A 14,560-nucleotide genomic window follows, 5' to 3' on the forward strand; every position below is an offset into this window, starting at 1 on the left:
GCGTGCGACCGGAGCGGCACTGGGTTAATCGTCGAGGCGCTCTTCTAACTGGCGCACTTCGTAGGTGAGCTTGTCGAGGAACTGCATGCGCCGCATCAGGCGCTCGGCCTGCTCGCGTTGCGCCGCATCATCCCAACAGGCTGCGAAGCTTTCATTCAGTTCATCCTGGGCTGTCTTGAGCCGACGCTTGAATGCCGCCACTCCGGCCAGGTCGGCGCTGTCCTGCAAATCCTCGAGCTCTTCGCGCCATTGCATCTGCTGCAGAAGAAACTCCGGATCATGCACCGTGACTTCCAACGGCAACTCGCCGCCATTCAAAGCCAGCAGGTAACGGGCGCGCTTGGGCGGGCTCTTGAGGGTCTGGTAAGCCTCGTTGAGGCTTGCCGACTGCTCCAGGGCCAGGCGCTGCTCGCGCTCGGAAGCATCGGCAAAACGGTCTGGATGAACCCCACGCGCCAACTCGCGGTAGCGCGCGGCCAACTGCTCGAGATCCAGGCGGAAGCTCGGTTGCAGCTCAAATAAAGCGAAATGACAAGGAGTACCCACGACAAGCCTCAGATGTTGAAGCTTTCGCCGCAGCCACACTCACCGCGCACGTTGGGGTTGTTGAACTTGAAGCCTTCGTTCAACCCTTCCTTGACGAAATCAAGTTCGGTGCCGTCCAGATAGGTCAGGCTTTTCGGATCGATGATCACTTTCTCGCCGTGACTCTCGAATACCTGATCGTCCTCGCCAATCTCGTCGACGAACTCCAGCACGTAGGCAAGGCCGGAACAGCCCGTGGTGCGAACACCCAGACGAATCCCATCACCCTTGCCGCGCCCGTTGAGGGAGCGTCGCACGTGTTGAGCAGCCGCTTCTGTCATGCTGATAGCCATCGTGACTCCTTACTTGTCGCCAAATCTGTGAAAGCCGATCGGTCAGATCAGGCCTTTCTTCTGCTTGTAGTCGCGTACGGCGGCCTTGATGGCGTCTTCGGCGAGTACCGAGCAGTGAATCTTCACGGGAGGCAGGGCCAGCTCTTCAGCCAGCTGGGTGTTCTTGATGGTTTCGGCTTCATCCAGGGTCTTGCCCTTCATCCACTCAGTGGCCAGGGAGCTGGAAGCAATGGCGGAACCGCAGCCATAGGTCTTGAACTTGGCGTCTTCGATGATGCCCTGCTCATTGACCTTGATCTGCAGGCGCATCACGTCGCCGCAGGCAGGAGCGCCGACCATGCCGGTGCCGACATCCGGATCTTCCGCGTTCATCTTGCCGACGTTGCGCGGGTTCTCGTAGTGGTCGATGACCTTTTCGCTGTAAGCCATGATTCTTAATCCTCACTCATCAGAGAGTCGCTCTTGGGTTCTGCAAATCGCCGTTATCGGTACGCTCTACAGAACCCTGTGCGGCGACTTATATTCAGTGCGCCGCCCACTCGATCTTCGAGATATCGACGCCATCTTTGTACATGTCCCACAGCGGCGACAGAGCGCGCAGCTTGGTAACGGCTTCGCAGACTTTCTGCGCCGCGTAATCGATTTCTTCTTCAGTGGTGAAGCGGCCGAAGGTGAAGCGGATCGAGCTGTGAGCCAGCTCGTCGTTGCGACCCAGGGCACGCAACACGTAGGAAGGCTCCAGGGAGGCCGAAGTACAGGCCGAACCGGAAGACACTGCCAGGTCCTTGAGGGCCATGATCAGCGACTCGCCTTCAACGTAGTTGAAGCTCAGGTTCAGGTTGTGCGGTACGCGGGCAGTCATGCTGCCGTTGATGTACAGCTCTTCCAGGTGCTCGACCTGCTTGTAGAAGCGGTCGCTCAGGGCCTTGATGCGCAGGTTCTCGGCGGCCATGTCTTCCTTGGCCACGCGGAAGGCTTCGCCCATGCCGACGATCTGGTGAGTAGCCAGGGTGCCGGAACGCATGCCGCGTTCGTGACCACCGCCGTGCATGGTTGCTTCCAGGCGCACCCGCGGCTTGCGGCTGACGTACAGCGCGCCGATCCCTTTCGGGCCGTAGGTCTTGTGGGCGGAGAAGGACATCAGGTCGACCTTCAGGGCCTGCAGGTCGATGTCGACCTTGCCGGTGGACTGAGCGCCGTCGACGTGGAACAACACGCCCTTGGAGCGGGTCAGCTCGCCGATGGCAGCGATGTCGTTGATGGTGCCGATCTCGTTGTTCACATGCATGATCGAAACCAGGATGGTGTCGTCACGCAGGGCTGCTTCGACCATGGCCGGAGTGATGAGGCCGTCTTCGCCCGGCTCGATGTAGGTCACTTCGAAGCCTTCACGCTCGAGTTGGCGCATGGTGTCCAGGACAGCCTTGTGCTCGATCTTCGAGGTGATCAGGTGCTTGCCCTTGGTGTGGTAGAAATGCGCGACACCCTTGATTGCCAGGTTGTCGGATTCGGTAGCACCGGAAGTCCAGACGATTTCACGCGGGTCGGCGTTAACCAGGTCGGCCACTTGGCGACGGGCGTTTTCCACCGATTCTTCGGCTTTCCAGCCAAACACGTGGGAGCGGGACGCCGGGTTACCGAAGTTCCCGTCGACCAGCAGGCATTCACTCATTTTCTGCGCGACGCGCGGATCAACCGGGGTGGTCGCTGAGTAATCAAGGTAAATCGGCAATTTCATGGACTCTCTCCTAAATCAGGCTGGCTGGCGTGCCGCTAGCTCTTTGGCTGTCATTCGACGGCGGACGCTTCAATCTTGTCCAGGCGCGGCGCCTTGCCATTACAACGGCGCTGGTCCTGACGCTGGGCTACTTCTTGCACCTCACGGCGAGTGACAAGGTCAGCCAAGCTGATACCGCTTAGAAATTCGTGGATCTGCAGGCTCAGATCGCACCACAGGTGGTGCGTCAGGCAGGTGTCGCCGGCATGGCAATCACCCAGCCCCTGGCATTTGGTTGCATCGACCGATTCGTTCACCGCATCGATCACCTGGGCCACCTGGATCCCCTGCATGTCGCGGGACAGCTGATAGCCGCCACCAGGACCCCGGACGCTGGACACCAGATTGCTACGGCGCAATTTGGCGAAAAGCTGTTCGAGATAGGACAGGGAAATGCCTTGGCGCTCGGAGATATCGGCCAGGGAGACCGGGCCATGTTGCGCGTGCAACGCCAGATCGAGCATGGCGGTCACGGCGTATCGGCCTTTAGTAGTCAGTCGCATGGACAAGTACCACGGAGTTTCGGAATGGAGGCGAGTATGCAATACCCGAGTAATCAGGTCAACTATAAGACCAACTACTTTAGTCGGATTTACCCGCAAAAGAGCGCGCGAATCATAGCAAAGTCTGCGACGTAATGGCACAGCGCGATGGCAACAACTGACCCGCGGGTCGCTTATGGCCTCTCGGGGGCTTTTTCGCCGGCAAACCGGCTCCTGCAGGAGAAGCCGGTTTGCGGGGCATCAGCCGACCTGGCTGTCGCCCTTGCCCTTGACTTCAGCGAAGTCTTCTTCACGCAGGGCAGGCAAGTCCTTGGCGCAGTAGTCACTGCCCAGATCCTTCAGCGCGCCACACATCCCCTCTAGACGACCATCGACCGCTTGCAGGTGATCAAGCAACTGACCAATGGCCCGCGCCACGGGGTCAGGCATGTCTTCGCTGACGCCATAGGCATCGAAGCCGAGCTTTTCCGCCATGGCCTTGCGCTTGGCTTCCTGCTCATCATTGGATTTCATGATGATCCGCCCCGGAATCCCCACTACGGTCGCACCGGCCGGCACCGCCTTGGTCACCACGGCATTGGAACCAACCTTGGCCCCGGCCCCGACCGTGAACGGCCCCAGCACCTTGGCGCCAGCCCCCACCACCACACCATCTTCCAGGGTCGGGTGGCGCTTGCCTTTATTCCAACTGGTGCCACCCAGGGTCACCCCCTGGTAAAGCGTGACGTCATCACCGATCTCGGCGGTTTCGCCAATGACGATGCCCATTCCATGGTCAATAAAGAAGCGACGACCGACCTTGGCCCCCGGATGAATCTCGATCCCGGTCAGCCAGCGCCCGAAGTTCGAGACCAGCCGCGCCAGCCACTTCCAGCCCATCCCCCACAAGGCGCCGGACAGGCGATGGATCCAGATCGCATGCATCCCCGGGTAGCAGGTCAGCACCTCAAAGGCGTTGCGCGCAGCCGGGTCACGATGGAAAACACTTTGGATATCTTCACGCAGACGTTCGAACATCACTGATCCTTCCGCTTCTGTAGCTCCCCACGAGCCGCTTTCTGGGTTTCCGTGAGGATGCCTCGCAATATATTCATTTCCGCCCGGCTGACCGAGCTGCGACCGTACAACCGACGCAAGCGCGCCATCAAGTGTCGAGGTTTCTCCGGATCGAGGAAGTCGATGGCCACCAGAGTTTGCTGCAGGTGCTCGTAGAACCGCTCCAGCTCATCCATGGTTGCCAGCTCATCACTGCGCGGCGACGCCACCTCATCCTTCTCCACCTTGCTCGGCTGGCCCTGAGCTGCCAACCAGGACATGCGCACTTCATAGGTCAGCACTTGCACCGCCGTGGCCAGGTTCAACGAGCTGAACTCCGGATCCGACGGGATATGCACATGGAAATGACATCGCTGCAGTTCGTCATTGGTCAGGCCGGAATCTTCACGACCGAACACCAGAGCGATCTGCGCCCCCTGCCCGGCCTCCTCCACGACCTTGAGGCCCGACTCGCGGGGATCCAGCAGCGGCCAGGGAATGCGCCGATCACGAGCGCTGGTGCCGAACACCAGGGTGCAACCCGCCAGAGCATCCTCCAGCGTCGCCACCACCTGGGCATTTTCGAGAATATCGGTGGCACCAGAAGCCCGCGCATCCGCCTCATGAGACGGAAATACCCGCGGCTCCACCAGCACCAGCCGCGACAAGCCCATGTTCTTCATGGCACGCGCAGCCCCGCCGATATTGCCCGGATGACTGGTATTGACCAGGACGACACGAATGTTCTGCAGCAAGGGAGGCGCTCTCGGACACGGGAAGGGGGAGCAAATATTACAGAACAGGCTGCACCACCGCCTCAAAAATAACCATCTGCCAATTCCGCTGCCTTATTGAGAGCCCGCGACAGGAGCGGCCAATACCCGCTGACGAAATGCGCCACACAGCGGATCAATGCAATCAAAGCGAACGCCGACCTTCATCTGCAAAAGTTTTCTGCTAGAATGCTCGGCTTTCTTTAACAACCTTAGGTGACCTATCCATGCAGCCAATGCTGAATATCGCGCTGCGCGCCGCCCGCAGCGCCAGTGAATTGATTTTCCGCTCCATCGAGCGCCTGGATACCATCAAGGTCGACGAAAAAGACGCCAAAGACTACGTATCCGAAGTTGATCGCGCTGCCGAGCAGAAGATCATCGACGCGCTGCGCAAAGCCTACCCGACCCACGCCATCCTCGGCGAAGAAACCGGCCTGCACGCCGGCAGCGGCGAAGGCGAAGACTACCTGTGGATCATCGACCCACTGGACGGCACCACCAACTTCCTGCGCGGCATCCCGCACTTTGCCGTGAGCATCGCCTGCAAATACCGTGGCCGCCTGGAACACGCCGTGGTTCTGGACCCGGTTCGCCAGGAAGAATTCACCGCCAGCCGTGGCCGCGGTGCCCAGCTGAACGGTCGTCGCCTGCGGGTCAGCGGCCGCACCAGCCTGGACGGCGCCCTGCTGGGCACCGGCTTCCCCTTCCGTGACGACCAGATGGACAACCTGGACAACTACCTGGGCATGTTCCGCGCCCTGGTTGGCCAGACTGCAGGCATCCGTCGCGCTGGCGCAGCAAGCCTGGACCTGGCCTACGTCGCCGCCGGTCGCTTTGACGCCTTCTGGGAATCGGGCCTGTCCGAATGGGACATGGCAGCAGGCGCCCTGTTGATCCAGGAGGCCGGCGGCCTGGTGAGCGACTTCACCGGCGGTCACGACTTCCTGGAAAAAGGCCACGTCGTGGCCGGCAACACCAAATGCTTCAAGGCAGTTCTGACCGCCATCCAGCCGCACCTGCCGGCTTCGCTGAAGCGCTAAGCACCAGCGACAAAAAAAGCACCCCGAGGGGTGCTTTTTTTATGCCCGCAATTGCCGTAGAAGCCAGCTTGCCGGCGAATGGGACCTTGAAATCGCCTTCGCCGGCAAACAGGCTCCTGCAATTGAGGGTTACTGGCCGGGCTGATTCTGGTTCTGACCGAGAATCAGGTGCCCTTCTTTATCCACCGGAATCTGGTTGCCCGGATCCCGATCCATACGCACCTGGCCCTGCTTGCCACCCAGGTCGTACTTCACGTCATAACCAACGATCTTGTCACTGATGTCATTGACCGTGTTACAGCGAGTCTGCGTAGTGGTGTAGGTATCACGCTCCTGCATGCCTTCCTGCACCTTGTTCCCCGCATAGCCCCCACCAACAGCACCGGCAACCGTGGCGAGTTTCTTGCCATTGCCATTACCGATCATGCTACCCAACAGGCCACCGCCCACTGCGCCAGCCACGGTGCCCAGGATCTGATGCTCATCCTTGACCGGACGCTGCCGGGTCACGGCGACGTCCTTGCAGACCTCCCGCGGGGTCTTGATCTGTTGCTTGACCGGCTGAACGGCCAGCACTTGCGCATACTCAGGGCCGCTTTTAACCAGGCTGTAGGTGGCAACAGCACCCCCGGCGGTGACACCGACAGCACCCAATACCGCACCAACCAGCAACGACTTGTTCACGTGAACCTCCTGACCATACATGCGGGTCAAAAGCCCGCGCTTCTCCCAGCCTTGGAGCAAAAAAAAAGGCGCGAGTTCAACACTCGCGCCTTTTTAACTGACAGCCGGAACAGGTCAGGCCATCAAGGACGGTCGTCCACTTCCTTCTCGGTATTGGCCGGAGGAATCAGGTCTTCACTGTTCAGGTTCAGCCAGATCAGCACCACGTTGGCGATGTAGATCGACGAGTAGGTACCCGCCAATACACCGACGAACAGGGCGATGGAGAAGCCCCACAGGTTGTCGCCACCGAAGAACAGCAGGGCCACGATCGCCAGCAGGGTGGAGATCGAAGTGGCCATGGTGCGCAGCAGGGTCTGGGTGGTCGAGATGTTGATGTTCTCGATCAGGCTGGCCTTGCGCAGCACACGGAAGTTCTCACGCACCCGGTCGAACACCACGATGGTGTCGTTGAGCGAGTAACCGATGATCGCCAGTACCGCCGCCAGCACCGTCAGGTCGAAGGTGATCTGGAAAAACGACAGGATACCCACGGTCACGATCACGTCGTGGATCAGCGAGACGATGGCACCGACCGCGAACTTCCACTGGAAGCGGAACGCCAGGTAGATGAGGATGCCGCCCAGCGCCATGAGCATGCCGAGGCCACCCTGGTCGCGCAGCTCTTCACCCACCTGCGGGCCGACGAACTCGACGCGCTTGACCTGCGCCGGGTTGTCACCACCGACCTTCTGCAGGGCGGCCGCCACCTGGTGGCCCAGCTGCGGGTCTTCGCCCGGCATCCGCACCAGCAGGTCGGTGGTCGCACCGAAGCTCTGCACGATAGCTTCGTGATAACCGGCGTCGTTCAGTTGCGAACGCACCTTCATCACATCCGCCGGACGTTCGTAGGTCAGCTCGATGAGCGTACCGCCGGTGAAGTCCAGACCGTAGTTCAAGCCCTTATGGAACCAGCTGAACAACGCCAGGACGGTAAGGAGCACAGTGACGCCGAACGCAACGTTGCGCACGCCCATGAAGTTAATAGTACGTAACATGGCAGCCCCTTAAATCCACAACTTCTTGAAGTCACGACCGCCGAAGATCAGGTTGACCATCGCGCGGGTCAGCCAGATGGCCGTGAACATCGAGGTAAAGATCCCGAGGGACATGGTCACCGCAAAGCCCTTGACCGGGCCGGTGCCCATGGCAAAGAGGATGCCACCCACCAGCAATGTGGTCAGGTTGGAGTCCAGAATCGCGGTGAATGCCCGGCCGAAGCCTTCGTTGATTGCTCGCTGCACGGTCATGCCGGCGGCGATCTCTTCACGTATCCGCGAGAAGATCAGCACGTTGGCGTCCACCGCCATACCCATGGTCAGCACGATACCGGCGATACCCGGCAGGGTCAGCGTAGCCCCCAGCAGGGACATCAGGGCCAGCAGCAACACCATGTTCAAGGCCAGCGCCACAGTGGCGATCACCCCGAAGAAGCGGTAGATGGCGATGATGAACAGCGACACGAACAGCATGCCCCACAGCGACGCATCGATACCCTTGGTGATGTTGTCAGCACCCAGGCTCGGACCGATTGTGCGCTCTTCAGCGAAGTACATCGGCGCCGCCAGACCACCGGCACGCAACAGCAGCGCCAGTTCGGAGGACTCGCCCTGGCCATTGAGGCCAGTGATACGGAACTGACTGCCCAGCGGCGACTGAATGGTCGCCAGGCTGATGATCTTCTTCTCTTCCTTGAACGCCTGGACCGGCACGTCCTTCTCGACGCCGTCGACCACCTGCTTGGTATAGGTGGTGATCGGCTTCTGCTCGATGAAGATCACCGCCATGCTGCGACCGACATTGCTGCGGGTCGAACGGTTCATCAGCTCGCCACCGTGGCCATCAAGCTTGATGTTCACCTGTGGGCGGCCATGCTCGTCGTAACCGGCCTGGGCATCGGTCACCTGGTCACCGGTGATGATCAGGCCACGCTCGATCTGCGCTGGAGGACGATTGCCCTCACGGAATTCGAAGGACTCGGAAGTCGCCTTGGAAGCACCCGGCTCGGCGGCCAGACGGAACTCCAGGTTGGCGGTCTTGCCCAGGATCCGCTTGGCTTCAGCGGTGTCCTGCACGCCCGGCAGCTCAACCACGATACGGTTGGCACCCTGGCGCTGAACCAGAGGCTCGGCCACACCCAGCTCGTTGACCCGGTTACGCACGGTGGTCAAGTTCTGCTTGATGGAGTATTCGCGGATTTCCGCCAGCTTGGCTGGGGTCATCGCCAGACGCAGCACCGGTTGGCCATTGAGGTCGGCCGGTACGATATCGAAATCATTGAAGTTCTTGCGAATCAGCGAACGGGCCTGCTCACGGCTGTCTTCATCGCTGAAGCCCAGCTGGATGGCGCCATTGAGCTGCGGCAGGCTGCGATAGCGCAGGCGCTCTTTGCGCAGCAGGCTCTTGACGTCGCCTTCATAGACTTTCAGGCGGGCGTCGAGGGCTTTGTCCATGTCCACTTCCAGCAGGAAGTGCACACCACCGGACAAGTCCAGACCCAGTTTCATCGGGTGCGCACCGAGGTTGCGCAGCCATTGCGGAGTGGTTTGCGCCAGGTTCAACGCCACCACATAGTCATCGCCCAGCGCCTTGCGCACTACATCCTTGGCCGGAAGCTGGTCTTCCTTGTTGGTCAAGCGCAGCAGGCCACCCTTGCCGTTGGCAGCAATGGAAGCAGCCTTGACGTTGATGCCGGCGTCGGTGAGCGCTTTGCTCGCACGATCCAGATCCGCCTGAGTGACCTGCAACGCGGTACTCGCGCCGCTGACCTGAATGGCCGGATCATCAGGGTATAGATTGGGAGCGGAATAAATAAAACCGATCGCCAGCACCGCCAGGATCAGTAGGTACTTCCACAGAGGATATTTGTTCAGCATCACGCCGCCCGTTTATGACGCGGGGCGCCTTGCGCGCCCCGTCGATTGGTAAAAGATGAAACTTAGATCGCTTTCAGCGTGCCTTTTGGCAGCGTGGCAGCGATCGCGCCCTTCTGGAACTTCAGTTCAACGGAGTCCGACACTTCCAGAACCACGAAGTCGTCGGTCACTTTGTTGATCTTGCCGGCAATACCGCCGGTGGTCACAACTTCGTCGCCTTTCTGCAGGCTACCCAGCAGGTTCTTCTGCTCTTTGGCGCGCTTGGCCTGTGGACGCCAGATCATCAGATAGAAGATGGCCAGGAAGCCGATCAGGAAAATCCACTCGAAACCAGTGCCAGCAGGACCGGCAGCGGCAGGTGCAGCGGCGTCCGCATACGCGGCAGGGATCAAAAAGCTCATTTAACACTCCGATAATTTCAGAATTAGTGTCTTAACGTCTTTAGAACTTATTCTAAAGGCGGCACGGGTAACCCGCGTTTGGCATAGAAGGAATCGACAAAGGCGGCCAATGTACCTTGTTGAATAGCCTCGCGCAAACCAGCCATAAGACGCTGGTAATGGCGCAAATTATGGATGGTATTGAGCATACTCCCGAGCATTTCCCCACACTTGTCCAAGTGGTGCAGATAAGCACGGGAGAAGTTCTGGCAGGTGTAGCAATCACAAGTTGGGTCCAGCGGCGAATCATCATGGCGATGGAACGCGTTACGGATCTTCAGCACGCCTGTATCGATGAACAGATGCCCATTGCGGGCATTGCGGGTTGGCATCACGCAATCGAACATGTCCACACCGCGGCGCACACCCTCAACCAGATCCTCCGGCTTGCCAACTCCCATAAGGTAACGAGGTTTGTCGGCTGGCATCTGGCCTGGCAGGTAGTCCAGGACCTTGATCATTTCATGCTTGGGCTCGCCCACCGACAGGCCGCCAATGGCCAGGCCGTCGAAGCCGATCTTGTCCAGGCCTTCCAGGGAGCGCATGCGCAGGTCCTGGTGCATGCCGCCCTGGACGATACCGAACAGCGCCGCGGTGTTGTCGCCGTGGGCATTCTTCGAGCGCTGGGCCCAGCGCAGGGACAGCTCCATGGAGATTCGCGCCACGTCTTCATCAGCCGGGTACGGCGTGCATTCATCGAAGATCATCACGATGTCCGAACCCAGGTCGCGCTGCACTTGCATCGACTCTTCCGGGCCCATGAACACCTTGGCGCCGTCCACCGGCGAGGCGAAGGTCACGCCCTCTTCCTTGATCTTGCGCATGGCCCCCAGGCTGAACACCTGGAAGCCACCGGAGTCGGTCAGAATCGGGCCTTTCCACTGCATGAAATCATGCAGGTCACCGTGAGCCTTGATCACTTCCGTACCCGGGCGCAGCCACAGGTGGAAGGTGTTGCCGAGGATGATTTCGGCGCCGGTAGCGACGATATCCCGCGGCAGCATGCCCTTGACCGTGCCATAGGTGCCCACCGGCATGAAGGCCGGGGTTTCCACCGTGCCGCGGGGGAAGGTCAGGCGACCGCGACGAGCCTTGCCATCAGTGGCCAGGAGCTCGAAGGACATACGACAAGTGCGACTCATACAGTTTCCTCGGGGGCCAGATCCTTGGGAGCGGTCGGCGCGGGATTACGGGTGATGAACATCGCATCACCGTAGCTGAAAAAGCGGTATCCATTTTCCACCGCGGCGCGATAGGCGGCCATGGTTTCGGGATAGCCGGCGAACGCCGAAACCAGCATCAACAGCGTGGATTCCGGCAGATGGAAGTTGGTCACCAGGGCATCGACCACATGGAACGGCCGGCCCGGGTAGATAAAGATGTCGGTGTCGCCACTGAACGGCTTGAGCACGCCATCGCGCGCGGCGCTTTCCAGGGAGCGCACGCTGGTGGTGCCCACTGCCACCACCCGGCCACCGCGAGCCCGGCACGCAGCAACTGCATCCACCACGTCCTGGCCGACTTCCAGCCACTCATGGTGCATATGGTGATCTTCGATGCGCTCGACCCGCACCGGCTGGAAGGTACCAGCCCCCACGTGCAGGGTGACGAACGCGGTCTCCACGCCCTTGGCGGCAATGGCCTCCAGCAGCGGCTGGTCGAAATGCAGCCCGGCGGTCGGTGCCGCCACCGCGCCCAGGCGCTGGGCGTACACGGTCTGGTAACGCTCGCGATCGGCGCCTTCATCCGGACGGTCTATATAAGGAGGCAACGGCATGTGCCCGACCCGGTCCAGCAGCGGCAGCACTTCTTCGACAAAGCCCAGCTCGAAGAGCGTGTCATGGCGCGCCAGCATCTCGGCTTCGCCACCGCCGTCGATGAGGATCTTCGACCCAGGCTTGGGCGACTTGCTGGAGCGCACATGGGCCAGCACACGGTGGCTGTCCAGCACCCGCTCGACGAGGATTTCCAGCTTGCCGCCGGAAGCCTTCTGACCGAACAGACGGGCCGGAATCACCCGGGTATTGTTGAACACCATCAGATCGCCCGGGCGCAAATGCTCAAGCAAATCAGTGAATTGACGGTGGGCCAAGGCGCCGGTTGGCCCATCCAGGGTCAACAGACGGCTGCCGCGACGCTCGGCCAGTGGATGGCGGGCGATCAGCGAATCAGGAAGCTCGAAGGTAAAGTCAGCAACGCGCATGATGGGGTTCGTCTAGCAGGGCCGGAAAGTTTAGCGGATTAAGCAAAAATTGACCATGAAAGCCGATTGACCAACGGTAAGCGCCTCTCTATACTTCGCCGCCATTGAGCCCTGATGGCGGAATTGGTAGACGCGGCGGATTCAAAATCCGTTTTCGCAAGAAGTGGGAGTTCGAGTCTCCCTCGGGGCACCAAACATGAAAAAGACCTTGAAATCCAAGGTCTTTTTTTTCGTCTGCAGAAAAGTGCCAGCACGGCGCACACCTCCCGTTGCGGGCCTCTTTCCCCGCCCTGCTCAGTCGTACAAGTCCTCCACGTAGTACTCGTAGTTGTCGGCATTCTCCACCGCGTCGCTCGGGCGGTTGGCTCCCAGGTTCTGCGATCCCGCCACGCCGTAGGCGCCGGGGATATCGGTGGTGTGGCCAATGGAATGGGTCAGTTCATGCACCACGGTACCGGCCTGGGTATCGAAACCCACGCGCGGCGGCAGGGCAAAGAATGCCGTGCAGAACCAGGCCTGCACGTCCCCGCGGGCGTTGACGTAGGTGGCGGCGATATCCCCGGGCGCGTCGCAAGGGTCATTCGGGTTGACCCGGCAATAGGCCGTCAGGGTGTTGCCACTGTTGAGCTTGAAACGCACCCCGTCGAGCACTGCACGCACCCGCTGGTAGCGATCCTGGCTGAAGGTACCGAACCAGGTCCGGTAGGCCAGGTCCTGATTGCGGCGAAAGGTCGCTTCATTGTTGTTGACCTGGTTGTAGGCATTGGTCGACCAGGTAGTAGCGACGGCCACGGCATTGCTCACCGCGGTACGGTCAGCCTGGGTGGCACAGGAACCGTCAAACGCCACGTTGATGGCGAGCGCCGATTGCGCCAGCGCACCCAGGCCCAGTAGCAGCAACAGACTTTGCCAGCGACGCGCCAGACGACGGCGGCGTGAATGAACAACGGTATCAGTATCCATATTCAGCATCCTTCCATGCAGGTTCCGAGGAATGTCGCTCCCCCTGCCAGGGGCGACACTCGCATTGGATTCCCGAGGCTCGCGGTGCATCAGCAGGAATTGCTTCCGTAGCCGGCACCAGGGCCCCGCGCGCCTGATACAAGCATCTCTCGGGCACATCCTTGATGGAGGTCAAAGAGCCGACGTTTGAGGGCCATACACTTGTAAGTGAACATTTGAACGAGACGCACAGGCCCTCCTTATATGAGTGAAGAATCCACCCTCCGCACCCAGCCCAAAGCCTTGCCGGAAGCCAGCTCCGCCAGCCCTGCCAAGAGCACCCCGCGCAAACCCGCAACGCCGCGCCCGCGTCGCCCACGCACAGCGAGCAAGGCTGCACCGGTGAAAGCCGCCGAGGCCGAAATCAGCGCCATCAGCCAGAAGCCCATGGCCCTGCAGGTGGCCAGCGCGCCGCGCGGCTCCAACGAAGACAGCGTGTCCGCTGCGCTGCCGGGCAATTATCCGTACCGCAACCGCATGCGCCGCGCCGAGTACGAAAAGGCCAAGAACGAACTGCAGATCGAACTGCTCAAGGTGCAAAGCTGGGTCAAGGAAACCGGGCAGCGCATCGTGGTGCTGTTCGAAGGCCGTGACGCTGCTGGCAAGGGCGGCACCATCAAGCGCTTCATGGAACACCTCAACCCCCGCGGCGCGCGGATCGTGGCCCTGGAAAAGCCCTCGGAACAGGAAAAGGGCCAGTGGTACTTCCAGCGCTATATCCAGCACCTGCCCACCGCCGGGGAAATGGTCTTCTTCGACCGCTCCTGGTACAACCGCGCCGGGGTGGAACGGGTGATGGAGTTCTGCTCGCCCCTGCAATACCTGGAGTTCATGCGCCAGACCCCGGAGCTGGAGCGCATGCTGTGCAACAGCGGCATCCTGATGTTCAAGTTCTGGTTCTCGGTGAACCGCGAAGAACAGCTGCGCCGCTTCATCTCCCGTCGGGACGACCCGCTCAAGCACTGGAAGCTCTCGCCCATCGACATCAAGTCCCTGGACAAGTGGGACGAGTACACCGCCGCCAAACAGGCGATGTTCTTCCACACCGACACCGCCGATGCCCCTTGGACGGTGATCAAGTCCGATGACAAGAAGCGCGCGCGAATCAACTGTATCCGCCACTTCCTGCACGAGCTGGACTACCCGGGCAAGGACCTGAAAGTCGCCCATGCCCCGGACCCATTGCTGGTGGGCCGCGCCTCGCGGGTACTGGAAGAGGACGAAGGCACCCAGGCCCAGGCTGCGACAGATCCGCGAGCCACGCGCCTGGCCTTGTCGGCCTGAATTCCGGGCAAAAAAAACTGCGC

General features: G+C 60.6%; 16 protein-coding genes and 1 tRNA gene. 3 read left to right on the forward strand and 14 right to left on the reverse strand.

Annotated elements, in window-relative coordinates; translation table 11 throughout:
• Positions 1-24: 24 nt before the first annotated feature.
• The 7 genes from hscB to trmJ form a co-directional block, all read right to left on the reverse strand.
• Positions 25-546 (reverse strand): co-chaperone HscB, encoded by a 522-nt coding sequence (gene hscB, locus A9971_RS23835; protein ID WP_011063215.1) that lies wholly within the window; start codon positions 544-546, stop codon positions 25-27.
• Between the two features lie 8 nt (positions 547-554).
• Entirely contained in the window at positions 555-878 is a 324-nt protein-coding gene (iscA, locus tag A9971_RS23840) for an iron-sulfur cluster assembly protein IscA (RefSeq protein WP_007929524.1), read from the reverse strand.
• A 42-nt stretch (positions 879-920) separates the two neighbouring features.
• Positions 921-1,307, reverse strand: coding sequence for a Fe-S cluster assembly scaffold IscU (gene iscU, locus A9971_RS23845; protein ID WP_007929523.1), 387 nt, complete (start codon positions 1,305-1,307; stop codon positions 921-923).
• Positions 1,308-1,401: 94 nt separating this feature from the next.
• The gene (locus A9971_RS23850) at positions 1,402-2,616 is read right to left on the reverse strand and encodes an IscS subfamily cysteine desulfurase (RefSeq protein WP_015636881.1); all 1,215 of its coding nucleotides are present in this window, start codon (positions 2,614-2,616) and stop codon (positions 1,402-1,404) included.
• A 50-nt stretch (positions 2,617-2,666) separates the two neighbouring features.
• Positions 2,667-3,158, reverse strand: a complete 492-nt coding sequence (gene iscR, locus A9971_RS23855; protein ID WP_011063217.1) for a Fe-S cluster assembly transcriptional regulator IscR — start codon at positions 3,156-3,158, stop codon at positions 2,667-2,669.
• A gap of 240 nt (positions 3,159-3,398) precedes the next feature.
• On the reverse strand, positions 3,399-4,175 hold the full coding sequence (gene cysE, locus A9971_RS23860; protein ID WP_011063218.1) for a serine O-acetyltransferase: 777 nt from the start codon (positions 4,173-4,175) through the stop codon (positions 3,399-3,401).
• A complete protein-coding gene (gene trmJ / locus A9971_RS23865) occupies positions 4,175-4,948 on the reverse strand; it encodes a tRNA (cytosine(32)/uridine(32)-2'-O)-methyltransferase TrmJ (RefSeq protein ID WP_019094261.1) in 774 nt (257 codons plus the stop codon). The genes cysE and trmJ overlap by 1 nt, the downstream gene beginning before the upstream one ends.
• A 245-nt stretch (positions 4,949-5,193) precedes the next feature.
• Between trmJ and suhB the strand changes: the two genes are divergently transcribed.
• The gene (gene suhB / locus A9971_RS23870) at positions 5,194-6,009 is read left to right on the forward strand and encodes an inositol-phosphate phosphatase (RefSeq protein ID WP_011063220.1); all 816 of its coding nucleotides are present in this window, start codon (positions 5,194-5,196) and stop codon (positions 6,007-6,009) included.
• A 129-nt stretch (positions 6,010-6,138) separates the two neighbouring features.
• On the opposite strand, the gene A9971_RS23875 is transcribed toward suhB, so the two are convergent.
• From A9971_RS23875 to queA, 6 genes are all read right to left on the reverse strand, one after another.
• Positions 6,139-6,693: a glycine zipper 2TM domain-containing protein gene (locus tag A9971_RS23875; protein ID WP_041752543.1), complete on the reverse strand. Its 555-nt coding sequence runs from the start codon at positions 6,691-6,693 to the stop codon at positions 6,139-6,141.
• Positions 6,694-6,815: 122 nt separating this feature from the next.
• Positions 6,816-7,730 carry a protein translocase subunit SecF gene (secF, locus tag A9971_RS23880; protein ID WP_053153604.1) on the reverse strand — a complete coding sequence of 305 codons (915 nt, stop codon included), beginning with the start codon at positions 7,728-7,730 and terminating at the stop codon, positions 6,816-6,818.
• A gap of 9 nt (positions 7,731-7,739) precedes the next feature.
• Positions 7,740-9,608: a protein translocase subunit SecD gene (gene secD / locus A9971_RS23885; protein WP_183000048.1), complete on the reverse strand. Its 1,869-nt coding sequence runs from the start codon at positions 9,606-9,608 to the stop codon at positions 7,740-7,742.
• A gap of 62 nt (positions 9,609-9,670) precedes the next feature.
• Positions 9,671-10,009, reverse strand: a complete 339-nt coding sequence (yajC, locus tag A9971_RS23890; protein WP_015636884.1) for a preprotein translocase subunit YajC — start codon at positions 10,007-10,009, stop codon at positions 9,671-9,673.
• Positions 10,010-10,056: 47 nt separating this feature from the next.
• A complete protein-coding gene (gene tgt / locus A9971_RS23895; RefSeq protein ID WP_162470478.1) occupies positions 10,057-11,172 on the reverse strand; it encodes a tRNA guanosine(34) transglycosylase Tgt in 1,116 nt (371 codons plus the stop codon).
• A gap of 14 nt (positions 11,173-11,186) precedes the next feature.
• Complete coding sequence (gene queA / locus A9971_RS23900; protein ID WP_053153610.1) at positions 11,187-12,251, reverse strand: tRNA preQ1(34) S-adenosylmethionine ribosyltransferase-isomerase QueA; 1,065 nt, start codon at positions 12,249-12,251, stop codon at positions 11,187-11,189.
• Positions 12,252-12,359: 108 nt separating this feature from the next.
• On the opposite strand from queA, the gene A9971_RS23905 reads away from it, so the two are divergent.
• Positions 12,360-12,444, forward strand: a tRNA-Leu gene (locus tag A9971_RS23905).
• 101 nt (positions 12,445-12,545) lie between these two features.
• On the opposite strand, the gene A9971_RS23910 is transcribed toward A9971_RS23905, so the two are convergent.
• Positions 12,546-13,214, reverse strand: coding sequence for a M35 family metallo-endopeptidase (locus A9971_RS23910; RefSeq protein WP_053159962.1), 669 nt, complete (start codon positions 13,212-13,214; stop codon positions 12,546-12,548).
• Between the two features lie 426 nt (positions 13,215-13,640).
• On the opposite strand from A9971_RS23910, the gene ppk2 reads away from it, so the two are divergent.
• Complete coding sequence (ppk2, locus tag A9971_RS23915; protein ID WP_161466650.1) at positions 13,641-14,537, forward strand: polyphosphate kinase 2; 897 nt, start codon at positions 13,641-13,643, stop codon at positions 14,535-14,537.
• Positions 14,538-14,560: the final 23 nt, after the last annotated feature.

Source organism: Pseudomonas sp. UME65 (genome assembly GCF_014170225.1).
Taxonomy (GTDB): domain Bacteria; phylum Pseudomonadota; class Gammaproteobacteria; order Pseudomonadales; family Pseudomonadaceae; genus Aquipseudomonas; species Aquipseudomonas protegens.